Genomic DNA, 24097 nt, shown 5'->3' with positions numbered 1-24097 from the left:
AAGAAAAAAAATTCGGTTAACCTAAAAATTAAATGTGGCTTACTTTCTAAATCAGGTCTTTTTGGATAATCATGAAATAAAAATGACTTTTTTTACATATTATTAAGAAAACGCCTTTCTTTTTTTTGTAAGTTTTAGTAGAATGTATCATTGAGAGCAATTAGGAAAAGGAAAGGAGAGATTTACATGGTATCAACAGGAATCGTTGTACTTATTGCAGTTATTGCATTATTAATCGGCGCAGTCGGTGGATTCTTTCTTGCGCGTAAATATATGAAAGATTACTTAGAAAAAAATCCTCCCGTTAATGAGGAAATGTTAAGATCAATGATGATGTCTATGGGGCAAAAACCATCTGAAAAGAAAATTCGTCAGATGATGCAACAGATGAAGAACCAAGGGAAGAAGTAGGTTCTTGACCGACAACATCAAAAAGCGGGCTGATTGATTTCAGCTCGCTTTTTTCTTTTTCTCAAAATGAGAAAAGCGCATTCATTTACGCCGTTAAGCAATTATTTTATAAAAGTATGATGATCAGATTTTTTCGATTGTGATCAACGATATCAGAGGACGCAATTCGACCTCTGAAGTAAAATGAAATTTTTAGGAGTTAGAAGGAGGAAATATATGTCGATTTTCAGAAAATTGGGTTGGTTTTTTAAACAAGAGAAAAAGCACTATTTGATTGGCGTATTTTCTTTGTTCGCGGTCGCATTAGTGCAATTGATCCCACCTAAAGTCATTGGGATCATCATCGATGAGATCGCCGATCAAAACATCTCGATGCAAATCATTTCATTGTGGATCGGGGTACTGATCGTAGCTGCTTTTTTACAATATTTATTCCGCTATATTTGGCGAATGAACATTTGGGGAAGTGCAGCAAGACTTGAAAAAGAATTACGTCAACGCCTATTTGCCCATTTTACTCGAATGGATAGTTTGTTCTATCAAAAATACAGAACAGGCGACTTGATGGCTCATGCAACAAATGACTTGAACGCAATCCAAAATGTGGCAGGTGCTGGGATTTTAACATTTGCAGATTCAGTGATCACTGGAGGGACGACGATCATTGCGATGGTTCTATTCATTGATTGGCGTTTGACACTGATTGCCTTGATTCCATTGCCTTTACTGGCGGTCACTTCAAGGATCTTAGGTTCAAAATTACATGATGCTTTTCGTGATTCACAAGAAGCATTTTCAAGTATCAATGATAAAACGCAAGAAAGTATCACAGGTATCAAAGTGATCAAAACATTTGGACAAGAAAAACAGGACTTGGAAGACTTCCAAGAAAAAATCGATGATGCCATCAAGAAAAATAAGCGTGTAAACTTTTTAGATGCGCTTTTTGATCCATTCATCACATTGATCATTGGCTTGTCTTATGTGGCGACGATCATTTTAGGTGGACGTTATGTACTGAATGGTACGATTTCAATTGGGCAGATGGTTTCTTTTATCAGTTATATCGGGATGCTTGTTTGGCCAATGTTTGCCATCGGACGTTTATTCAACGTGTTAGAACGTGGGAATGCTTCCTATGATCGTGTCAATGAGTTATTGCATGAAAAAACACATATCGTCGAAAAAACTGGGGCAGAAAGCACACCCGCTAAAGGGGAGTTGAATGTTGCAATCACGCAATTTACTTACCCTGACGATAAACAACCAGCGTTAGAACACATCAAATTTGCGATCAATGAAGGTGACACGTTAGGGATCGTTGGTAAAACAGGAGCCGGCAAGACTACGATCATCAAATTATTGATGCGCGAATATGACCATTATCAAGGAGAAATCAAGTTTGGCGGACGAACGATCAAAGACTACTCCTTGGATGCGTTATTACGCTCGATCGGTTATGTACCACAAGATCATTTCTTGTTTTCGATGACGATCTTAGATAATGTCCGATTCTCCAATCCACAAAAATCACCAGAAGAAGTGGAAGAAGCAGCGGAATTGGCGTATATCAATAAAGAGATCAAAGGTTTACCAGAAGGGTATCAAACCATGGTCGGTGAACGTGGCGTTTCTCTGTCTGGTGGACAAAAGCAACGTTTGTCGATCGCTCGTGCATTGATCCAAAGTCCAGAATTATTGATTTTGGATGACGCACTATCTGCTGTTGATGCAAAAACAGAAGAAGCGATTTTGCGTAACCTTAAAGCAGAACGGAAAAACAAAACAACGATCATTGCCGCGCATCGTTTAAGTAGTGTCATGCATGCCAATGAAATCATCGTTATCGATCACGGACGGATCGTTGAACGTGGGACACATCAAGAATTACTAGCTCTTGGTGGTTGGTACGAACAAATGTGGCAGAAGCAACAATTAGAAGCAAAAATTGAAGGAGGTGGTGAATAATGGAAGATCAATATCAGTCAGAATGGTCAAAATCCATGACCTTCAAAGAACAAGCCTCGATCATCAAACGTTTGATGCACTTTGCAAAACCTTTTCGCTCGACATTCATCATTGCAATTTTATTTGCTTTCGCACTGTCAGTCATCAACGTTCTTTTGCCGAGAATCATCCAAACATTCATGGATGAGCATTTAGCCAAGCAGTCAGCGACAACTCAAGTCATTTTTTTCTTTGCTGGGTTATATCTTTTTGGGGTCATTGTCAAAAGTATCATTTGGTTTTTCCAATGGTATTTATATTCGATGGCTTCATTGAAGACGTATCAGCATATCCGTGTGAAGTTATTTGAGAAACTTCATACGTTAGGTATGCGTTACTTCGATCAAACACCCGCAGGTTCCACTGTATCTCGTGTGACGAATGATACTGAGACACTTTTTGAATTTTGGTATGTCTTTCTAATGGTTTTAACAGGTATTTTTGCGGTCGTCTCCTCATTTATCGCAATGTTTCAGATCAATGAAAAAATCGCGTTATGGTGCTTGATCTTCTTGCCGATCCTTGGTGTAGTGATTTGGTATTATCAAAAATTCAGTTCAAGGATCTATCGCAATATGCGTGAACGTTTGAGTCAATTGAATACAAAATTGAATGAATCGATCTCTGGGATGCGTATCATCCAACAATTCCGTCAAGAATCACGTTTGGCAAAGGAATTTGAGGAAGTCAATGAAGAATATCTTGCGACACGCTATGCCATGATCAAGACAAACTCGATTCTTTTGAGTCCGATCATCAGTTTTCTATATGCCTTAGCGATTGCTTTGACATTGACCTTATTCGGATTTGATGCATTGAATTCACCAGTTGAAGTCGGTTTGATCTTTGCCTTCACGACGTATGTGCAAGGATTTTTTAACCCGATGTCACAAATGATGGACTTCTTGAGTGTCTTTACAGACGGAACGGTCGCGGGTAGTCGTATCTTGAAGATCATGGATACGGAAGAATATGCCCCACAGCAAAACGAAACAGCGGATCGTACAATCACTGCTGGGAAGATCGAGTTTCGTAATGTCAGCTTTTCTTATGATGGAAAAAACAATGTATTGAACAATATCTCATTTGTTGCAAATCCAGGAGAAACAGTCGCATTAGTCGGTCATACTGGAAGTGGGAAAAGTTCGATCATCAATGTGCTGATGCGATTTTATGAGTTTTATGAAGGGCAGATTTTGATCGATGATCATGATATTCGTGAATATCCAATCGAGGAATTACGGAAAAAAATGGGCTTAGTTTTGCAGGATGCTTTCTTATTTTATGGTGATATTGCAGGGAATATCCGTATGATGGACCCCGATATCACAGATGAGCAAATCAAAGCGGCTGCGGAGTTTGTCCAAGCGAATCAGTTCATCGAAGAATTGCCAAAAGGGTATCACTCAAAAGTGATCGAAAGAGGAGCGAGCTATTCGAGTGGTCAACGTCAATTGATTACGTTTGCGCGAACGATTGTTACTGACCCTAAAATCTTAGTCCTTGATGAAGCGACAGCGAATATCGATACGGAAACAGAAGTGTTGATCCAAGAGGGACTTGCAAAAATGCGCCAAGGACGAACGACGATCGCCATCGCCCATCGACTGTCAACGATCCGCGATGCCGAATTGATCCTTGTCTTAGACAAAGGCCATATCGTGGAACGCGGCAACCACGAAACACTATTAGCTGAAGAAGGGCTATACGCCGATATGTACAAATTACAAAGTGAATAATAGCAAAACTGAAGTTTTTGTATATCACCGATCAATCAGGTGAAGAAAAATCAGTCAATGTTGACAAACAAGCTGCATCCTCCGAAAAATTTTTACGTTTTTGGAGGGGACAGCTTGTTGTTCTTTTATCATTCCTTATTTTGATAGTGAAGTGGTAGCTTCTGAGTACACACGTAAAAATATTTTTGGAAATAGTAGAACAACAAAAAAGAAAGCGTTGACATTTTGAAAATAGTTCGCTAATATGAAGAAAAGAATATAATGTTGGATAGTGATTGCATTACGCAAGCTAAACCTAATTAGTCACCATGAATAGACGCCATGGCCGACTTTTTGGGTTTTTTTGTTTTTATTGGGAGTGACAATCATAGAAAGGGGATATTATGCGGATTGAAAAAATTCTAAATAATAATGTCGTTGTCACAAGGGATAAGTTGAATCGAGAAATGATCGTCATGGGAAAAGGATTAGCATTCAAAAAAAAGATTGGTGATTCGATTTCAGAAACGTGTGTCGATAAGGAATTTTATTTGACAGATGATGGACTCTCTAGGCATTTTCAAAAATTAGCAGAGGATATCCCCATGGAATATCTCGAACTATCCTACGAAATCATTGAGTATACGAAAGAAACCCTTGGTGTGACGTTGAATGAGTCAATCTATATTTCGTTGACCGACCATCTATACAATGCGATCAAACGTTATAAGACAGGGGTCGGGTTATCCAATGTTTTACTTTATGATATCAAGCAATTATTTCCTAGAGAATATCAAATAGGTAAAAAAACGATCGAAAAAGTCCATCATAAATATGGCTTTGATTTATCTGAAAACGAAGCGGGGTTCATTGCACTTCATTTAGTCAATGCCCAATCTGAGCAAGACCGCATGAATAATATGTACCAGTTTACGAAAACCATTCAAGATATTTTGAATATCGTTCGCTATTATTATCAAACACCATTCGATGAAGAATCGATTTATTTTTTCCGTTTTGTGACACATCTGCGTTTTTTTCTGAATCGTGTCATGAATACTTCTCTTACCCATGAGGGGGAAGTCGAAGAAGAGCTGATCCAGATGATCCAGCGAAAATACCAGACTGCTTCAGGTTGTGTGGATAAAATCGCTTTATTTTTAGAGGAAACATTCAATTATCATATGTCTGACGATGAAATTGTCTACTTAACGATCCATTTGGCTCGTTTGGCAGATAATGATCATTTGAAAAATCATTAAAAGGAGGAACGGATTTTTTATTGAGGAAGTAACAAAGGATAGTGACATTCAGTTGGCTAAACCTTCAATCAAACAATTGGAGGAAGAAAACATGGGAAAATATCAAGACTTAGCAAAAGAAATCGTCAAATATGTTGGCGGCAAAGAAAATATCAGTAGTTTGACGCATTGTGTGACTCGTTTACGGTTCCGATTAAAAGACGAGAGCAAAGCGGCAGATGAAGTATTGAAGAATATGGATGGTGTCGTGACCGTAATGAAAAGCGGGGGGCAGTATCAAGTAGTCATTGGTAATCATGTGCCAGACGTATATGCAGACGTATTGAGTGTGGCAGGCATTTCTGAAGATGCCGAATTAGCCCCTGCCAAGGGGAATATCTTTAATCGCTTGATCGATATTCTAAGTGGCTGTTTCCAACCATTCTTAGGGGCATTAGCAGCTGCCGGTATGGTCAAAGGGTTGAATGCCTTATTCGTTTTCTTAGGACTTTATGAACAGACTTCTGGAAATTATATCATGCTGAATGGGATCGGCGATTCAATCTTTTATTTCATGCCCGTCATTTTAGGTTATACAGCAGCCAAAAAATTCAAATTGAATCCAATGGTCGGGATCGTGATCGGTGCAGCCCTTGTCTATCCGACGGTTCAAGGACCCGTATTACAAAGTAGCTTTGAAGCAGCAAATCAAGGGGCAGCCGCACCATTTAGTCTTTTAGGTTTACCAGCCTATGAGAGCTTCTTAGGTATCCCATGGGTGGGCGCTTCTTATACATCCAGTGTCGTTCCCGTCATCTTTATTATTGCATTTGCCGCACAAGTCCAAAGATTGGCGAAGAAAATCGTGCCAACAGTTGTTCAAACGTTCGTTGTGCCATTTATGGTCTTATTGATTGCATTACCGATTGGCTTTTTAGTTATCGGCCCAATCGTTAGCTTATTGACAGACTGGTTAAGTGCTGGTTTCGAAGCGTTGATGGCTTTTTCACCTGCCCTTTATGGTGGTGTTCTTGGCTTCTTCTGGCAAGTATTGGTCATCTTTGGTTTACATTGGAGTATCATTCCTTTAGCAATCATGCAGTTGGCACAAAACGGCTCAAGCCAAATGTTAGTAGCTGTTTATGGGGCAAGCTTCGCTCAGACCGCAGTTGTGTTAGCGATGTATTTCAAATTTAAAGATAAGAAAATGAAAGCTTTATGTATGCCTGCGTTTATCTCAGGAATCTTTGGCGTCACAGAACCAGCAATCTATGGGATCACACTCCCTAAAAAAATGCCGTTTATCTATTCAATGATCGGCGGCTCACTTTCTGGAATCTTCCTTATGATGAGTGGTACCACAGGCTACACAATGGGTGGCTTAGGTATTTTTGGGGTAGTCAACTTCATTGATGGAAGTGATGCAAGTGGGATGTACAATGCCTTTATTGGTATCGCGATTGCTGCAGTCATTGGTTTTACTTTGACTTTCTTATTCTGGAAAGATACGGAAGAAGTCGTGGCTGAGAAAAAAGAAAGTAAAATCAAAGAAATCGTTAAAACACCGATTCAAGGCGGAATTGCTTCATTAAGTGAAGCAAAAGACCAGGCATTTGCCAAAGGTGCGTTAGGTCGCGGCATCTTGATCTACCCAGAAAAAGGCGAAGTCGTGGCACCATTTGACGGAACTGTGATGACCTTATTCCCATCAAAACATGCGATCGGTTTAGTTTCCGCAAGTGGTTTAGAGCTGTTGATCCATGTCGGTTTAGATACGGTACAATTACAAGGAAAGCATTTTGAAGCATTTGTGAAACAAGGGGATTCGGTGAAACAAGGGGACGTCTTATTGCGTTTTGATATCAATGCAATTGAAAGTGAAGGATACAGTGTAGAAACCCCTGTCATTATTACAAATTCAGCAGATTATCTAGATATCGTCGAGAATCAATCGAAGATCGTGACAAGTGGGGATGAGTTGATCACCGCCCTGACATAACTGAGTAAAAAGCCTATAAAATCAAGGTTTTATAAGGGATGAATGAAAGACACCAAGCATTTTTCCACAGATAATCATGTTCGGAAGGTCTCTCTCCGAGAAGTAAGCCGTAACATCCGAGGAACTCCCTCATGATTTGGATGTTACGGCTTTTTTCTGAGAAAGTCATTTATTCGTTGCTAAAGGAGTTGCTTTTCAGCTTGGCACACGACCTAATCACTTGGCTCGAGTGGATCAGTGAAGAGTTCTTCTTTCATGATCGACGAGCTGATTTGGCGTGTGTCAACTTTTTGACCGACTTCAATCAAATAATCGAGGTTTTCGCGGTAGTGTTCAGCGAAGACACAACTATACAGAACATCCAACAAATAGGAAATCGACGTATTGATCGTGAAACTACTGATCTTTGAGTACAACCGTTCTCGTGTGGTCAACCGCAGCACAACGTCACTTGCTGTTGATAAGCTCGACTCACCAATGCTTGTCAACGATAAAATCGGCACATGCTTTTCCTTCAATATTTCAGCAGTCCGCAACATCATCTGATTTTCACCAGTATAAGAGATCAAGATCGCACAGTTCTCAGGCTGACAATTGTAGGCGTCATAATAAGACTCGCCAGAAGTCGGAACAATGGTCACTTCCTGCTTGATGCGATTCATCTTCAATTTGAATGATTGAGCGATCAGTGTGTTGGTATCACTAGAAAATAAAACAATCTTATTGGAACGTAACAAAAGCTGTTTGGCTTGTTGGAGATCATCATGCAACAACAACGATAAGGTGTCTTGGATCGTCATTCGTTCAAGGGATGCAATTCGATTGGCGATCGTCATGATTCCCTCATTTTCGGAAAAAGGGAGGTTGGCATCTACTTCTTGAAAATTCCCTTGAAGGTATTCGGTTTCGGCAATGAACGCATCTCTAAAATCGACCCACCCGTGAAACCCCATTTTTTTAGCGATCCGAATCAACGTAGAAGGATGGACGTAACAAGTCGTTGCAATTTGTTGAATTGTTTGATCGGCTAACGTTGTTTCATTTGTTTGAAGAAAGCGAATAACTTCACTTTCTGAAGGTGAGAAGTTGATTTGTTTGAGCTTTTCCTTTAATAGCATGATTTTATCCTCTTTTTTACGTTTTTTATGAAAAATATGTAAAATAATTGTAAACGGTATTATTCGGTGTGTCAATAAAAGGAATCCCCTAATTTAGGAGTCTATCTTTTGAGGTTATGTAATATAAAATGTTGGTTAATCAAATATTTTCTCCGTAGATCAGTATTCTGTTATGCGCAATAAATTTACAAATAATCGCAAGATAATCGCTCATTTTGTAAATGAATATGCAAAGTAATTAAAAAGTATTGTGTCTTTTATTTACAAAAATGATAATAGAGTTGTAAAAAAGAAGAAGGAGTGAGGATATGAATCAAGGAATCAAGATTGCGACAATTGGTGGCGGAAGTAGCTACACACCAGAGTTAATGGAAGGATTTATCAAACGTTACGATGAATTACCGATTCGTGAGATCTGGTTAGTTGATGTTGAAGCTGGTCGTGAAAAATTAGCGATCGTCAGTGAAATGGCTCAACGGATGTGGGATGCTTCTCCTTACGACGTGAAAATCTACGCAACGTTAGATCGTGAAGAAGCGTTGAAAGATGCTGACTTTGTCACCACACAATTTCGCGTCGGTCAGTTAGATGCTCGTGTGAAAGATGAACGTATTCCTGCTTATTACGGCATGTTGGGACAAGAAACGAATGGTGCTGGCGGCATGTTCAAAGCGTTTCGTACGATCCCGATCATTTTAGCAGTCGTAGAAGATATGAAACGTCTTTGTCCGAATGCTTGGTTGATCAACTTTGCCAATCCAAGTGGTATGGTGACTGAAGCAGTCGTTCGTTATGGAAAATGGGATAAAGTCATTGGTTTATGCAATGTTCCAGTCATGGCGATGATGACAGAACCGGTGATGATCAGTGAAAAGAAAGAAGATTTGATCTATAAATTTGCTGGACTAAACCATTTCCATTGGCACAAAGTAGCGGATGCCAATGGAAATGATCGGACAGGAGATCTGATCGAACAACTTTATGCCGAAGATAATGGATTACCAAAAAATATTTTTGATGTACCATTTTTCAGAGAGCAACTTGACCAAATGCAAATGATTCCTTGTGGGTATCACCGCTATTACTATCGTGAAGAAGAAATGTTGGCTCATGCGTTAGAAGAATACCGCACGATCGGCACTCGGGCACAGCAAGTCAAACAAACAGAAGCAGAGTTGTTTGAACTTTACAAAGACCCACAACTTGATCACAAACCAGAACAATTACAACAACGAGGCGGTGCCTATTATTCGGATGCGGCATGTGAAACGATTGCTTCGATTTACGGCAATAAAGAAACCCAAATCGTGGTCTCAACGAAAAACAATGGCGCGGTTCCTGATCTACCAGCGGACTGTGTAGTCGAAGTAACAGCCTATGTAGGAGCGCAAGGAGCAAGAAATGTTGCATTTGGATCATTACCACCAGCTGAACGTGGCTGGTTACAAGTGATGAAAAACATGGAATTGCTGACGATCGAAGCTGCTGTCACAGGTGATTATGGCACGGCATTACAAGCCTTTACGATCAATCCGTTGGTTCGTTCTGGCGCAACAGCAAAACGTATGATGGATGAGTTGTTTATTGCTCACCAAGAGTATTTGCCACAATTTAAAGAAGCAATCGATCGCTTGATTGCAGAAGGTATCGAAGTACAAGATGAACTGGCAAGAGAATTGTCAGAAAAACGTGTAGTGGAGGAAGTGTAACGATGGGATTTAGAAAAGACTTTTTATGGGGTGGCGCAACAGCTGCCAATCAATGTGAAGGAGGATACGATGAAGGTGGGCGTGGTTTAGCGAATGTAGACGTCGTGCCAATCGGTCCAGATCGTTTTCCGGTGATCACTGGGCAACAAAAAATGTTTGAATTTGATGATGAACATTTTTATCCAGCAAAAGAAGCAATCGATATGTATCATCGTTACAAAGAAGATATCGCTCTTTTTGCAGAAATGGGCTTTAAAACGTATCGTCTATCGATTGCGTGGAGCCGAATTTTTCCAATGGGTGATGAGAAAGAGCCGAATGAAGAAGGTTTGAAATTCTATGAAGATGTCTTTAAAGAATGTCAGAAATATGGGATCGAACCATTAGTCACCATCACACACTTTGATTGTCCAATGCATTTGATCAAAGAATATGGCGCATGGCGTTCAAGAGAATTAGTTGGTTTTTATGAAAATCTTTGTCACGTGATTTTTAACCGTTACAAAGGATTAGTGAAATACTGGTTGACGTTCAATGAGATCAACATGATCTTACATGCACCATTTATGGGCGCTGGCTTGTATTTTGAAGAAGGCGATAACGTCGAACAAATCAAATATCAAGCTGCCCATCATGAATTGCTAGCGAGTGCAATCGCCACAAAGATTGCTCATGAAGTTGACCCTGAAAATAAAGTCGGTTGTATGTTAGCGGCGGGAGCTTATTATCCTTACTCATGCAAACCAGAAGATGTCTGGGCATCACGCCAAGCAGATCGTGAAAACTATTTCTTTATCGATGTACAATCAAGAGGGGAATATCCTGCGTATGCGCTAAAAGAAATGGAGCGACAAGGAATCGAGATCAAGATGGAACCAGGAGATTTAGAATTATTGAAACAACATACGGTTGATTTCATTTCGTTCTCTTATTATTCTTCTCGGGTCTCAACAACAGATCCTAAACTACTCGAACAAACAGCCGGAAATATTTTTGAATCAACGAAAAATCCTTATTTAGAAGCAAGTGAATGGGGCTGGCAAATTGATCCACTAGGGTTGCGTGTAACATTGAACGATATTTACGATCGTTATCAAAAACCATTGTTTATTGTCGAAAATGGGTTAGGTGCTGTGGATACTCCAGATGAGAATGGTTATGTTGTCGATGACTACCGCATTTCTTATCTTGCTTCACACATCCAAGCGATGAAAGATGCAGTTGAACTTGATGGTGTCGATCTTTTAGGGTACACGACTTGGGGTTGTATCGATCTAGTTTCTGCTGGAACTGGTGAAATGAAAAAACGCTACGGCTTTATCTATGTTGATCGTGACAATGAAGGCAATGGTACATTGAAACGAACAAAGAAAAAATCATTTGATTGGTACAAACAAGTGATTGCCTCAAATGGAGAAAACCTGGCGAACGAATAAGATGTAATGTTAAAGTCTATTGTTTTTGTCTATCGATTTCGAGTATAATATATCTATTCGAGACTCGTAGGCAGAACAATAGACTTTTTATGTGATTGGCTGTAAAGTAAGCTTACTTGATTTTTAAAACGGAGGAATCTACATATGTATGATGTAATCGTAATTGGCGCAGGCCCTGCTGGAATGACAGCTGCTTTATATGCTTCAAGATCAAACTTATCTGTAGCAATGATCGAACAAGGGGCACCTGGCGGACAAATGAACAATACCGCAGAAGTCGAAAACTATCCTGGATTTGACTCGATCATGGGTCCAGATCTTGCTTATAAAATGTATGAAGGTGTTTCACGATTTGGTACCGAAAACATCTATGGTATCGTCCAAGATATCAAAGATCATGGCAATTACAAAGAAGTCATTTGTGAAGACAAAAGCTATGAAGCAAAAACAGTGATCATCGCAACTGGTTGTATCCATCGTAAACTAGGTGTACCAGGCGAGGAAGAATATGCTGGACGTGGTGTATCTTACTGTGCAGTTTGTGACGGAGCCTTTTTCCGTAACAAACGATTAGTTGTAATCGGTGGTGGCGATTCTGCTGTAGAAGAAGCGGTATATTTGACACAATTTGCTTCAGAAGTCATCGTTGTTCACCGTCGTGACGAATTAAGAGCGCAAAAGATCATTCAAGATCGTGCATTTGCCAATGAAAAAATCTCTTTTGTTTGGGATACGATCACTGATGAGATCATCGGTAATGAGATGGTCGTGACTGGTGTCAAAGGCCATAATGCAAAAACTGGTGAACCAATCGAGTTAGCAGCAGATGGCGTGTTCATTTACGTTGGGTTAGATCCATTGACAGAACCTTTCCGTAAAGCGGGACTAACAAATGATGCAGGCTGGATACCAACTGATCAAGACATGCGCACGAATATGCCTGGTGTCTTTGCTATTGGCGATGTAAGAGAAAAAGACTTACGCCAAATCACCACAGCAGTTGGTGATGGTGGGATTGCCGGACAACAAGTTTATAAATACTTGGAATCTTTAGAAGAAACAAAAGCGTAATAAGGTGTCTGGAACAAAAATAAAATTCATTTTTGTTTCTAACTTTAAAACGGAATAAAAGGTGTTCCCAAAATAACACCTTTGCAGATAAGCCATACCATGACCAAGATAGGAAACTATTCTCGGCTGGTAGGGCTTATTTTTTTACCTCCCAGACAAAATGTGTTCCGGGCAAAGCGCTTCTTTCACAACCTAGATAAACGGTGTTCAAGAAGCAACACTTCGGACACAAGAGAAAAAAATCAAAAATGAAAAAGCCATTTTCGATTTTTTTCTCTTGTGCCTTAGTGCAGAACGCTTCTTTCACAACCTTTTCTTATGCTTTGCTATCTAAAAAGAGAATGCTATACTTAGAAAGGAACATATTTTTAGAAAGAGGTGTCAGCTTCATGTCTTGGAAACAAGTTTACGAGCAATGGGCAACTGAAGAATCATTAGAAGAAAATTTAAAAAAACAATTAAAAGAATTAAGTGAAAATCCTGAAAAATTAGAAGATGCGTTCTACGCACCTTTGGAATTTGGAACAGCAGGAATGCGCGGGATCTTAGGTCCTGGTATCAATCGAATGAACATCTATACAGTACGTCAAGCCACAGAAGGACTTGCGCAATTTATGGATGAACAAGGAACAGAAACCAAAAAACGTGGTGTGGCAATTGCTTATGATTCACGCCATCAATCGCCAGAATTTGCGATGGAAGCGGCGAAAACTTTAGCACAACATGGGATTCCATCTTTTGTGTTTGAAAGCTTACGTCCAACACCAGAGCTTTCTTTTGCAGTTCGTCATCTTAACGCGTTTGCAGGGATCATGGTTACAGCTTCTCATAATCCTGCGGCATATAACGGTTATAAAGTCTATGGCGAAGACGGTGGACAAATGCCACCTGCTGATGCAGACGCATTGACAAAATATGTCCGCAACGTAAGTAATCCATTGAAAGTGGAAGTTTTAGCGGAAGAACAAGCAAAAAATAGTGATTTGATCACGATCATCGGCGAAGAAATCGATCAAGCATACTTGGAAGAAATCAAAGCAGTGACGATCAATCATGAATTAGTAGAAACATTAGGGAAAGAGTTGAAGCTAGTCTTCACACCGTTACATGGTACAGGCAAAATGTTAGGCGAGCGTGCGTTGACTCAAGCAGGCTTTGAACAATTCGTTTTGGTTCCTGAACAAGCGGTCGCTGACCCAGACTTCACTACCGTCAAATCACCAAATCCAGAAGAACACTCTGCTTTTGAATATGCGATCCGTCTAGGCGAAAAAGAAGGCGCAGACCTACTGATCGCTACTGATCCGGATGCCGATCGACTAGGTGCAGCTGTGCGCTTGCCAGATGGTTCGTATAAAGTGCTGACAGGAAATCAAATCGGTGCATTGCTCGTTCAATATATTTTGGAAGCACATCAAGAAAAAGGAACGTTACCAGAAAATGCAGCAGTCTTGAAATCGATCGTTTCAAGTGAATTGCCAGCAGCGATCGCCAAACATTACGGGGCAGAAATGATGAATGTCTTGACTGGCTTCAAATTTATTGCTGAAAAAATTCAACAATTTGAAGAGACAGACTCCCATACATTTATGTTTGGTTTTGAAGAAAGCTACGGCTATTTGGTCAAACCATTCGTTCGCGACAAAGATGCGATCCAAGCGCTATTATTATTAGCCGAAGTTGCAGCATTTTATAAAAAACAAGATAAGACGCTTTATGACGGCTTACAATCGATTTTTGAAACTTATGGCTACTATGCAGAAAAAACAATCTCAGTTACGATGAGTGGCCAAGAAGGTTCAGCGAAAATCGCCCAATTGATGGAGAAATTCAGAAACGATGCACCAACTGAATTTGCCGGAGCAAAAGTCTTACAAACAGAAGATTTCAAAGCACAAACAAGAACAGATGCAAATGGACAGACGGAAAAACTAACAACACCACCTTCAGATGTCTTGAAATACACATTGGAGGAAGATGGTTGGATTGCGATCCGTCCTTCTGGAACTGAACCAAAAATCAAATTTTATATTGGTGTCAAAGGTGATTCAAATGAAGCAGCCCAAGAAAAAATCTCTGCGTTTGAAGCCAGCATCAAATCAATGACAGAAGAATAAATAGTTGAGACTGACGAAAAAAGTGGTACACTTTAGTAGTCAGTCTTTTTGACGGAGGTGAAGCTGTTGGCAATCAATCAACACATACAAGTAGATAAAGTGAGTCAACTATTCAAAGTATTAAGTGATCCGACACGTTTGAATATTTTACTTTATCTAAAAGATGGTGAAAAGAATGTTACGTCGATCAGTCAAGCAGTTCAAATGGAACAATCGGCTGTTTCCCATCAGTTACGTTTACTGCGTGAAAATCATGTGGTGAAATCCCGACGTGAAGGGAAAACGATCCTTTATAGTCTAGATGACTTCCACGTTTTGGATATTTTAGAGCAAACGATCAAGCATGTAGCGCATCAAAAAAATTAACTTGATAGACGAAAAACAGGATTTGATCCACGCATCAGTGGATTCAAATCCTGTTTTTATCATCTAAAGAGAGTTGAACTATTTTTCTTCAGATGTTTCTGTGCCGTAATAGCTATGGTCTTCCAATTCCAACTCGTTTAATATCAATGAAGCTGTTTCTTCAATAGAAAGAGATGCGACATTGATGACCACACAACCTAATTTCTCATAAAGTTCATTGGCAAATTCAAGCTCTGCACGAATTTTTTCGATATCTGAGTAAGCAGTATCCGGGTTAAGACCATACGAACGCATCCGTTCTTTACGAATGTTATTTAAAATATCAGGATTATTTGTTAAACCAACAATTTTTTTCGGATCGATTTCCCACAACTGTTTAGGGATATGTGCTTGTGGAATCAGCGGTAGATTCGCAACTTTTAGATTCTTATTGGCTAAAAACAAACTTAATGGTGTTTTAGAAGTTCTAGATACACCAAGTAAGACGACATCGGCTTCTAAAAAACCACGAGGATCTTTGCCATCATCGTATTTCACTGCAAATTCCATTGCTTTGATACGCTTGAAATAATTTTCATTCAAGAGATGAAGTGCTCCCGGTTGACGTGTCGGTTTGATGCCAGTCAAGCGCTCGATCTCGGCAATCGGAGGTGTCAATACATCAAAGCTGTATAACTTGTTTTTTTGACAAAACTCATTGGTCAGGTCGACTAATTCTTGATTGATCAAAGTATGAAGCACTAACGCTTTTTCTGCCAAGGCATCCGTTAGCGCACGCTGTAACGTATCCGGGTCTGTCACAAAAGTTCGTCGAAATAAACTAAATTCGATCGACGGGTATTGCGCCATCGTGGCTTGGGCTAATTTTGTCGCTGTTTCACCTGCGGAGTCTGAAATGACAAAGAAGGTAACGACTTCGTTTGATTCGGCAGTCATAAATAAAAAACCTCACTTGCTTTTTTTTTAGGTTTATTATACCATACTCAAGTATCCATACTTCGTAATCATTTTGATTTGGGGGATAATCATGAATAAACAAACATTGATCGAACAATCTTTAGAAACATTGAAAAATAACGGATTTAAATACACCAAAAAGCGGGAAGCATTGCTCGCTTATTTGATAAAACGCAATCGGTATGTCTCTGCAAAGGAAGTCTTTGATTATATGAGTCAGGAATTTAAAGGGGTCAGCTATGACACGATCTATCGTAATTTGCACGATTTTTCAGAGTTGGACCTTTTGGAAGAAACCGATTTAAATGGAGAGATGAAATTCCGTTTCCATTGTTGCCAAGGCGAGATCGGACACCATCATCACTTTATTTGTACCGTTTGTGGTGTGACAAAAGAAATCCATATGTGCCCAATGAATTACTTCGAAGAGCAATTAAGTGGATGTACCATTGAAGGGCATCGTTTTGAAATATTTGGTCGCTGTGAGAGCTGTCAATGATAATTTTCAATAAAATAACAATTGAATATTTAAAAAAATCATAAGATTCTCTTGACGGTCAAAACTGCATTAGCTATAATGTTTATAGAACAGTCTTGTTTCTTGAGATTAACATTTCAATAACAATTACGGTTACTTTTTAAGCTCGGAGGGAGGGAATTAATATGTCAAAAACAGTCGTTCGCAAAAACGAATCACTTGACGATGCTCTTCGTCGCTTCAAACGTTCCGTGTCAAAAGCGGGTACTTTACAAGAATCTCGTAAACGTGAATTCTACGAAAAACCAAGTGTAAAGCGTAAGAAAAAATCTGAAGCAGCTAGAAAACGCAAAAAATTCTAGTTCTTTGATGAATTGGAGTTGGTAGTGTGTCACTACTAAGTAGATTGAACGATGACATGAAGACAGCGATGAAAGCTAAAGATAAAGAATCTTTACAGGTGATTCGTATGATCAAGTCATCTATACAAAACGAGCAGATTAAAGAAGGTCACGACTTGACAGAAGAAGAAGAACTAACAGTGTTGTCTCGCGAAATGAAACAACGCCGTGATTCTTTGCATGAATTCGAGGAAGCTGGACGTGACGATTTAGCTGAAAAAGTGAAAAGTGAAATTGTGATAGTCGAAAAGTATATGCCAGAACAACTTTCTGAAGAAGAAATTCGACAACTTGTTCAAGATGCGATCACGCAAACAGGTGCTTCATCTGTAAAAGAATTTGGTAAAGTCATGGGAGTCATCATGCCTAAAGTCAAAGGAAAAGCAGATGGAAACCAAGTCAATGCTATCGTAAAAGAACTATTGCAGTCTTAATCTTAGCAAATGAAACTACGGACATGAAAATGTCCGTAGTTTTTTTGTGTTTCTATGAGAAATCCTCAATAAAACAGTTTTTTCCTTATCATATAAATTTTTTTAAGTAATAAAGTACTGATTTTAATGTCTAGACCGCTTGATCAATCGTTGATTCTTATTTGTAACATCTTTTTGTAAAAACGTCGCATTTTATTCGCTATATAGTTTTTCGTGATTATGGTAGAATAGGTAGGAACGATTTGAAATAAAGGAGATGTCTATTTTTGACAGAAGAGTCTAGTTCTTTGGATATTAGATTAACAGCTGCTGATGATGTCAGTATGCTTTTAGGATCACATGATAAACATATCAAACTGATCGAAGAAACAACTGAAACGACGATCCATGCAAGAGGGGAAGTCATCCAGATCATCGGTGACGAAACCGATATTTCTTTGGCTGCTTCCGTGATTCGAACATTACAAGAATTGATCAAACGAGGAATCCATGTCAGTATGCCTGATGTAGTCACAGCATTAAAAATGGCGCAAAAAGGGACGCTGGATTATTTTGTTGAGATGTATGAACAAGAAATCGTCAAAGACCGGAACGGCAAACCGATCCGTGTCAAAAACAGCGGACAAAAAAAATACGTCGATTCTGTAGCAAAACATGATGTTGTCTTTGGTGTAGGACCAGCCGGCACCGGAAAAACATTTCTGGCTGTCGTACTAGCCATTGCTGCGTTGAAAAAAGGCGAAGTCCAAAAAATCATTTTGACTCGTCCAGCCGTTGAAGCAGGGGAGAATCTTGGTTTCTTACCAGGAGATTTAAAAGAGAAAGTCGACCCATACTTACGTCCCGTGTATGATGCCTTGTATCAAATTTTTGGATTAGATCATACGAATCGTTTGATGGAGCGAGGAATCATTGAAATTGCCCCACTTGCCTATATGCGTGGAAGAACCTTAGATGATGCTTTTGTCATTTTAGATGAGGCCCAAAATACGACGGTTGCCCAAATGAAAATGTTTTTGACTCGTCTTGGTTATCAGTCAAAAATGATCGTCAATGGGGATACGAGCCAGATCGATTTGCCAAAAGGGACAATGAGTGGATTGATCCATGCCGAACGAACACTCAAACAAATCAAAAAAATCGATTTTGTGAATTTTGAAGCTAGCGATGTCGTTCGTCACCCTGTCGTGGCAGAAATCATCAAAGCTTATGAAAAAGCGGATCTTCATCAGGAATAGCTTTTTTAGGAGGATTACCACATGTTGAACAAAATATTGCAGCACCTTCAAGCGAAACTAGGTAAAGCTGCTGCTCCATTTCTCTTATTGCTTTTCTTCATTTTGATGTGTGGGATAATGTTTAGCAGTGTAAAACAAAAGCCCAATGATTTTAGAGAAGGACAAGTAGCAGAAGAAAGTATCCGTGCCAATAAAACGATTGAGAACACGGAAGAAACAGAGCAAAAAAGGAAGTTAGCTGCTGAAGCGGTCACACCTGAATACACTTATCAAAGTGATCTAGCTTCTGAACAAGATCGTCGTATCAATCAACTATTTGTATTGATCAGGCGTGCCAATGACACGATCGACAAGCAATACGAAGAGAAAGTCAGTAAGGCAAAAGAAGATGAAAATGTACCAAAACCAACCGTAGAAGAACGGATAGCAGCTTTGAAACGAATATTTGAAAATTCAAATGCTGATGATGTCGCATTCTATCAGAAATTACCAAATAGTTTTTACTCAACGATCATGGATATGTCCGATAGTGAGATCACGACGATTCGTGATGAAAGCTTGAAATTGATCGACGAACAAATGAGTAAGCAAGTTCGAGAAAGTGATCTGGACAATTTCAAACAAGAAGCAGACGAGAAGATCCAATATTTGAATGTTTCGGCTGAACAACAAGAAATGATCCGTTACTTAGTGGATCAGGGAATCGTTGTCAATGACATTCTAAACGAGAAGCGGACAGAAGAATTGAAGCAAGAGGCACGAGATTCGATTCAACCTGTCATGATTTTCCAAGGGGAGATCATTGTTCGTGAAGGAAACCAGATCGATGCAACCGCGATGAAAAAGTTAGAATTGCTAGGGTTGACGAGTCAATCTACCTCAATTTTTCCACTTGTCGCAATGATTTTAGCGGTATTGTTACAAATTGGCGTGTTATTCTACAACTCACTCCAATATAAAGATCTATTCAAACGAACAGAATATATTCTTTTTTATGTGACAGCCATGTCCATCAGTATTTTATTGATGAAATTTTTCCAAGTCTTTCAAACAGAACAAGCAACTTATATTCCGCTGCTTTATCCAGCGGCGTTCGTACCGCTTGTGTTGAACTTTTTCCTAAATCGAAGAGCAGGTATCATGGCTGCGTTATTCCAGGCAGTTTCAGCGCTGTTCATTTTTTATAATTCGATTGGTACGAATTTCTTGACCGTTATTTTGATCTCGTATCTTTTTGCTGGCTTTTTAGCAGCGATCTTGAAGCGTCAACGGATTTCAGAACAATGGTTTCCAGCAATCATGTGGGTCGTTGTCTTTCCATTATTGATGGATGTCGTTCTAGTGGTTTATCAAGGAATGAGTTTTAGTGATGGTACGACTTGGTTGACGTTAGTGTGTGGTTTCATGGGTGCATTCCTATCTTATCTCTTGACGATCGGATTACATCCATATATCGAATTATTGGTAAATGACGACAGTGTGATCGTTTTGAATGAATTGAGTAATCCAAATCATCCATTGTTGAAGCAATTACTAGAAGAAGCACCCGGCACTTACCACCATAGTATGATGGTTGCAAATCTAAGTGCGAATGCAGTCGCTGAGATCGGCGGGCGGTCACTATTGACCCGAGTAGCTTGTTACTACCACGATATCGGCAAAATCAAACATGCGAGCTTTTTCGTCGAAAACCTGCCTTCTGGCGCAGAAAATCCGCATAATTTTTTACTTCCTGAAGATAGTAAACAGATTATTTTTGGGCATGTGACAGATGGCGCTAAAATTTTAGAAGAATACGATATGCCACAAATGGTGATCGATATTTGCAAGCAACATCATGGGACGACCTTGATGCGTTATTTCTACATCAAAGCAAAAGAACGTAACCCGGAAGTAACGGAAGAACAATTCCGTTATCCTGGACCAAGACCACAAACCCGCGAAGCTGGGATCGTCAATATTGCGGATAGTTGCGAAGCCGCTGTGCGAGCAATGGATCATCCGACGAGCGAAAAAATCCAGGCTTTTGTGCATAATTTGATTGAAGAACGAATTTCTGATGGACAGCTAGATGACAGTGGATTGACACTCAAAGAAATCCGCAAAGTGGAAAAATCCCTTGTTAGCGGCTTGAGCAGTACCTTCCATTCAAGGATCAAATACCCTAAGATGAAATCTGAAGCAGAAAAAATGAAACAAGAAAAAGAATAGCAAGAAGGAAGCGATGCCTAATGGATATTACATTTATCGATGAAACAAATACTGTATCTGAAACGAAAATCAAAGAAATCGAAGAACTTCTTCAATTTGCCGCAAAAAAACTTTCTTTATCAGATGAAACAGAAATGTCGGTCACGTTCATGGATAATCCGTCTATTCAGGAAATCAATCGTACGTACCGTGGCAAAGATGCACCAACTGATGTGATCAGTTTTGCATTAGAAGATGAGGTTGAAGATGAGATCCCGGTGATTTTTGAAGAGGACGATGAGCCAATGCCTCGTGTGTTAGGCGATATCATGATCTCGATCGATCGAGCAAAAGAACAAGCAGAAGAATACGGTCATTCCTATGATCGTGAATTAGGATTCTTAGCCGTGCATGGCTTTTTACACATCAATGGCTATGATCACATGACACCTGAAGATGAAGCGGAAATGTTTGGACTACAGAAAGAGATTTTAGATGCTTATGGACTTAAAAGGTAGAAAAGAAGAACAAAAGGCAGATAAAAACAAACATTTTTGGATGTCAGTGGAGTTTGCTTTACAAGGCGTTAAAACAGTTTTCGATGAAGAACGAAATATGAAGAAACACGTTGCTTTTGGCATCATTGCATTGCTGATGGGCGTCGTCTTTCAGTTGGACCGAATGGAGTGGCTCTGGTTGCTCCTTTCAGTCTTTCTCGTATGGATCGTTGAGATCATGAATACTGTGTTTGAAAATGTAGTCGATATGTTCACAGACTTCCATTTTCATCCAATTGGAAAAAAAATCAAAGATATGGCAGCTGGTGCGGTGCTTTTGACAGCTTGTTTTGCTGTGATCGTCGGGATCATTTTATTTGGTCCAAAAATCTATCAACTGTTTTTTAATTAAAAGGAGAGTAACTATGTCAGAACATAAATCTGGATTTGTCGCAATCGTTGGGCGACCAAATGTTGGTAAGTCCACATTGCTTAATCGGATCGTTGGTCAAAAAATCGCGATCATGAGTGATAAAGCGCAAACGACGAGAAATAAGATTCAAGGAGTATATACGACTCCTGAAGCGCAATTGATCTTCATTGATACACCAGGGATCCATAAGCCAAAACATCGCTTAGGTGATTTCATGGTAGAAACAGCCTATAGTGCATTACGTGAAGTCGATGCGGTATTATTTATGATCAGCGCCGATCAAAAAAGAGGAAAAGGTGACGATTTTATCATCGAACGATTGAAAAATGTTCAATCACCGGTATATTTGGTCATCAATAAGATCGATAAGGTTCATCCTGATGAGCTATTGGGAATCATTGAAGATTATTCGACACAAATGGACTTTGCACAAGTGGTGCCGATTTCTGCTACAGAAGGAAACAATGTGGAGCGTTTGATGGATGTTTTAGTGGATGAAATGCCTGAAGGGCCACAATATTTCCCTGACGATCAAGTGACAGACCATCCAGAGTACTTTATCGTTTCTGAATTGATCCGAGAAAAAGTTTTATTCTTAACACGAGATGAAGTCCCGCATTCAGTTGCAGTAGTGATCGACACAATGAAACGCAATGAGAACAATAAAATCCATATCCAAGCGACGATCATCGTGGAGCGCGATAGTCAAAAAGGGATCATTATCGGCAAAGGCGGTAAGATGCTGAAGGATATCGGCACAAAAGCACGAAGAGATATTGAGAACCTGTTGGGGGATAAAGTCTTTTTAGAGCTTTGGGTCAAAGTCCAAAAAGATTGGCGAGACAAGCGAGTTTATTTACAAGATTTTGGGTATCGTCAAGACGAGTACTAAACAAGGTTGTGAGAAAGCTGGTCAACTCCGAGTATTAAGAAAGAATTTGAGAAAATAGCTTCTCATATTTTTTCAAATTTTGGCTTAATATCGTAGGAGTTAGCTTTCGAACACCGTTTATCTAGTTGTAGCGTAAAAGATCAATAAGTCATGGAAGCAATTAAGACAAAAAGAGCCTAGTAATTTTGTCTTAGATGCTCGCATGACTTTTTCCTACTTTCTTGCTTATTAAAAAAGCAGTCGATGTTTAAATCAGAGGAGGCGTGACGATGAGTCAGCTTGCAGAATCAAAAGGGATCATCCTTTCAAGCCGGAACTACAAGGAAAAAGATAAATTAGTTAAGATATTTACAGAATCGGCAGGTAAAATGATGTTTTACGTCAAGGGAATCCATCGTCAAAATCAGCCGATCGCGCCGGCTTTGCTCCCTTTTACGGAAGCAGTCTATATCGGTCATTTTCATAATGAAGGATTGTCCTTTGTCAACAGCGTGAAAGATGTCCATTCGTTTCGTAAGATCCAAGAAGATATCTTTCTTAGCGGTTATGGGACGTACTTGTTGAACTTAGTCGATGCGGCAATCGAGGATCGACAATATGATCCCAATCTGTTTCAATTTACCCATCAAGCACTACAACGTATGGATCAAGGGGATGACCCAGAGATCATTACCAACATCTTTGAGATCCAATTGTTGCAACGCTTTGGGATCTCGCCAGTTTGGACGCATTGTGCGGTATGTGGGCAGACTCAAGGAAAATTTGATTACTCATCAAAATATGGCGGTGTCTTATGTGAAAACCACTGGGAGTTAGATCATCATCGCTATCATGCCGACCCGCGAGCAGTCTACTTTGTACGGATGTTTTCGGCGATTTCGTATGATCGTATCAGTGGGATCAATGTCAAAGAAGAAACGAAGCAAAAAATTCGTCAATTGATCGATCTGCTATATGAAGAATACGTCGGGATCCATTTAAAAAGTAAAAAATTTATCGATCAAATGAAAAGTTGGGAGCATATCATGAAACCAGCGAATGATCGAAATCAGGAGAAGCCCACCGAAGAATGATCGGTAAATTGAAACAAAGCACTTTTTTTCAAAAATATTTGACAAAGTAGCTAGTTACCGTCTATTATAAAGCCTAGATAGTAACGATTATTTTTTCAATAGATGAGTGTAACTGATGAAGTACATTCAATAATCAAATACGTACGATGATCAAGATCAGTAGGAAATCATGTGGCACAAGCGAGTTCGGGAGAGTGTGAGCCGGATGCAAACGATTTTTGAAGAGGCACTTGTGAGTACGATCAACGAAGCTGCCGAGTGACTCGGAAGTAGGGTGGAACCGCGAACATTTTCGTCCCTATGTTTGTTTA

21 protein-coding genes are annotated in these 24097 nt (G+C 39.6%); 19 read left to right on the top strand and 2 right to left on the bottom strand.

Annotation, left to right across the window (positions count from 1 at the left end; genetic code table 11):
* Positions 1-186 precede the first annotated feature (186 nt).
* From JZO83_RS02780 to JZO83_RS02760, 5 genes are all read left to right on the top strand, one after another.
* Complete coding sequence (locus JZO83_RS02780) at positions 187-411, top strand: YneF family protein (RefSeq protein WP_206853717.1); 225 nt, start codon at positions 187-189, stop codon at positions 409-411.
* Between the two features lie 216 nt (positions 412-627).
* A complete protein-coding gene (locus JZO83_RS02775) occupies positions 628-2379 on the top strand; it encodes an ABC transporter transmembrane domain-containing protein (protein WP_207114932.1) in 1752 nt (583 codons plus the stop codon).
* Positions 2379-4157 (top strand): ABC transporter ATP-binding protein, encoded by a 1779-nt coding sequence (locus JZO83_RS02770; RefSeq protein ID WP_207114931.1) that lies wholly within the window; start codon positions 2379-2381, stop codon positions 4155-4157. Before JZO83_RS02775 ends, JZO83_RS02770 begins: the two co-directional genes overlap by 1 nt.
* Before the next feature lie 383 nt (positions 4158-4540).
* A complete protein-coding gene (locus tag JZO83_RS02765; RefSeq protein ID WP_207114930.1) occupies positions 4541-5398 on the top strand; it encodes a PRD domain-containing protein in 858 nt (285 codons plus the stop codon).
* A gap of 91 nt (positions 5399-5489) precedes the next feature.
* Entirely contained in the window at positions 5490-7376 is a 1887-nt protein-coding gene (locus JZO83_RS02760; protein WP_207114929.1) for a beta-glucoside-specific PTS transporter subunit IIABC, read from the top strand.
* A 212-nt stretch (positions 7377-7588) separates the two neighbouring features.
* On the opposite strand, the gene JZO83_RS02755 is transcribed toward JZO83_RS02760, so the two are convergent.
* Positions 7589-8494 carry a MurR/RpiR family transcriptional regulator gene (locus JZO83_RS02755; protein ID WP_207114928.1) on the bottom strand — a complete coding sequence of 302 codons (906 nt, stop codon included), beginning with the start codon at positions 8492-8494 and terminating at the stop codon, positions 7589-7591.
* A gap of 308 nt (positions 8495-8802) precedes the next feature.
* On the opposite strand from JZO83_RS02755, the gene JZO83_RS02750 reads away from it, so the two are divergent.
* The 5 genes from JZO83_RS02750 to JZO83_RS02730 all read left to right on the top strand — a co-directional run bounded on the left by JZO83_RS02750 (position 8803) and on the right by JZO83_RS02730 (position 15193).
* Positions 8803-10203 (top strand): 6-phospho-beta-glucosidase, encoded by a 1401-nt coding sequence (locus JZO83_RS02750; RefSeq protein WP_206853729.1) that lies wholly within the window; start codon positions 8803-8805, stop codon positions 10201-10203.
* Positions 10204-10205: 2 nt separating this feature from the next.
* Positions 10206-11639, top strand: a complete 1434-nt coding sequence (locus tag JZO83_RS02745; RefSeq protein ID WP_206853731.1) for a 6-phospho-beta-glucosidase — start codon at positions 10206-10208, stop codon at positions 11637-11639.
* A gap of 144 nt (positions 11640-11783) precedes the next feature.
* Complete coding sequence (gene trxB / locus JZO83_RS02740; protein WP_206853733.1) at positions 11784-12710, top strand: thioredoxin-disulfide reductase; 927 nt, start codon at positions 11784-11786, stop codon at positions 12708-12710.
* Between the two features lie 389 nt (positions 12711-13099).
* A complete protein-coding gene (locus tag JZO83_RS02735) occupies positions 13100-14827 on the top strand; it encodes a phospho-sugar mutase (protein ID WP_207114927.1) in 1728 nt (575 codons plus the stop codon).
* Between the two features lie 66 nt (positions 14828-14893).
* The gene (locus JZO83_RS02730; protein ID WP_206856292.1) at positions 14894-15193 is read left to right on the top strand and encodes a metalloregulator ArsR/SmtB family transcription factor; all 300 of its coding nucleotides are present in this window, start codon (positions 14894-14896) and stop codon (positions 15191-15193) included.
* A 78-nt stretch (positions 15194-15271) separates the two neighbouring features.
* Here JZO83_RS02730 and JZO83_RS02725 read toward each other — a convergent pair whose 3' ends face one another.
* Positions 15272-16129, bottom strand: a complete 858-nt coding sequence (locus JZO83_RS02725; protein WP_206856290.1) for a pyruvate, water dikinase regulatory protein — start codon at positions 16127-16129, stop codon at positions 15272-15274.
* 91 nt (positions 16130-16220) lie between these two features.
* Between JZO83_RS02725 and JZO83_RS02720 the strand changes: the two genes are divergently transcribed.
* From JZO83_RS02720 to recO, 9 genes are all read left to right on the top strand, one after another.
* Entirely contained in the window at positions 16221-16649 is a 429-nt protein-coding gene (locus JZO83_RS02720; RefSeq protein ID WP_206856288.1) for a Fur family transcriptional regulator, read from the top strand.
* 164 nt (positions 16650-16813) lie between these two features.
* Positions 16814-16990: a 30S ribosomal protein S21 gene (gene rpsU / locus JZO83_RS02715; RefSeq protein ID WP_002356740.1), complete on the top strand. Its 177-nt coding sequence runs from the start codon at positions 16814-16816 to the stop codon at positions 16988-16990.
* 26 nt (positions 16991-17016) lie between these two features.
* The gene (locus JZO83_RS02710; protein ID WP_207114926.1) at positions 17017-17463 is read left to right on the top strand and encodes a GatB/YqeY domain-containing protein; all 447 of its coding nucleotides are present in this window, start codon (positions 17017-17019) and stop codon (positions 17461-17463) included.
* A 266-nt stretch (positions 17464-17729) separates the two neighbouring features.
* Entirely contained in the window at positions 17730-18701 is a 972-nt protein-coding gene (locus JZO83_RS02705) for a PhoH family protein (RefSeq protein WP_207114925.1), read from the top strand.
* A 21-nt stretch (positions 18702-18722) separates the two neighbouring features.
* The gene (locus JZO83_RS02700; RefSeq protein WP_206856279.1) at positions 18723-20912 is read left to right on the top strand and encodes an HDIG domain-containing metalloprotein; all 2190 of its coding nucleotides are present in this window, start codon (positions 18723-18725) and stop codon (positions 20910-20912) included.
* A 20-nt stretch (positions 20913-20932) separates the two neighbouring features.
* Positions 20933-21409 (top strand): rRNA maturation RNase YbeY, encoded by a 477-nt coding sequence (ybeY, locus tag JZO83_RS02695; protein ID WP_206856277.1) that lies wholly within the window; start codon positions 20933-20935, stop codon positions 21407-21409.
* Positions 21387-21800, top strand: coding sequence for a diacylglycerol kinase family protein (locus JZO83_RS02690; RefSeq protein ID WP_206856274.1), 414 nt, complete (start codon positions 21387-21389; stop codon positions 21798-21800). The genes ybeY and JZO83_RS02690 overlap by 23 nt, the downstream gene beginning before the upstream one ends.
* 13 nt (positions 21801-21813) lie before the next feature.
* The gene (gene era, locus JZO83_RS02685) at positions 21814-22713 is read left to right on the top strand and encodes a GTPase Era (protein WP_206856271.1); all 900 of its coding nucleotides are present in this window, start codon (positions 21814-21816) and stop codon (positions 22711-22713) included.
* 269 nt (positions 22714-22982) lie between these two features.
* A complete protein-coding gene (gene recO, locus JZO83_RS02680; RefSeq protein ID WP_207114924.1) occupies positions 22983-23786 on the top strand; it encodes a DNA repair protein RecO in 804 nt (267 codons plus the stop codon).
* Positions 23787-24097 lie beyond the last annotated feature (311 nt).

It is taken from the genome of Enterococcus sp. DIV1298c, assembly GCF_017316315.1.
GTDB lineage: Bacteria > Bacillota > Bacilli > Lactobacillales > Enterococcaceae > Enterococcus_B > Enterococcus_B mangumiae.
The sequence above is the reverse complement of the archived record's forward strand: the minus strand, read 5'-3'. Positions and strand labels throughout refer to the sequence as shown.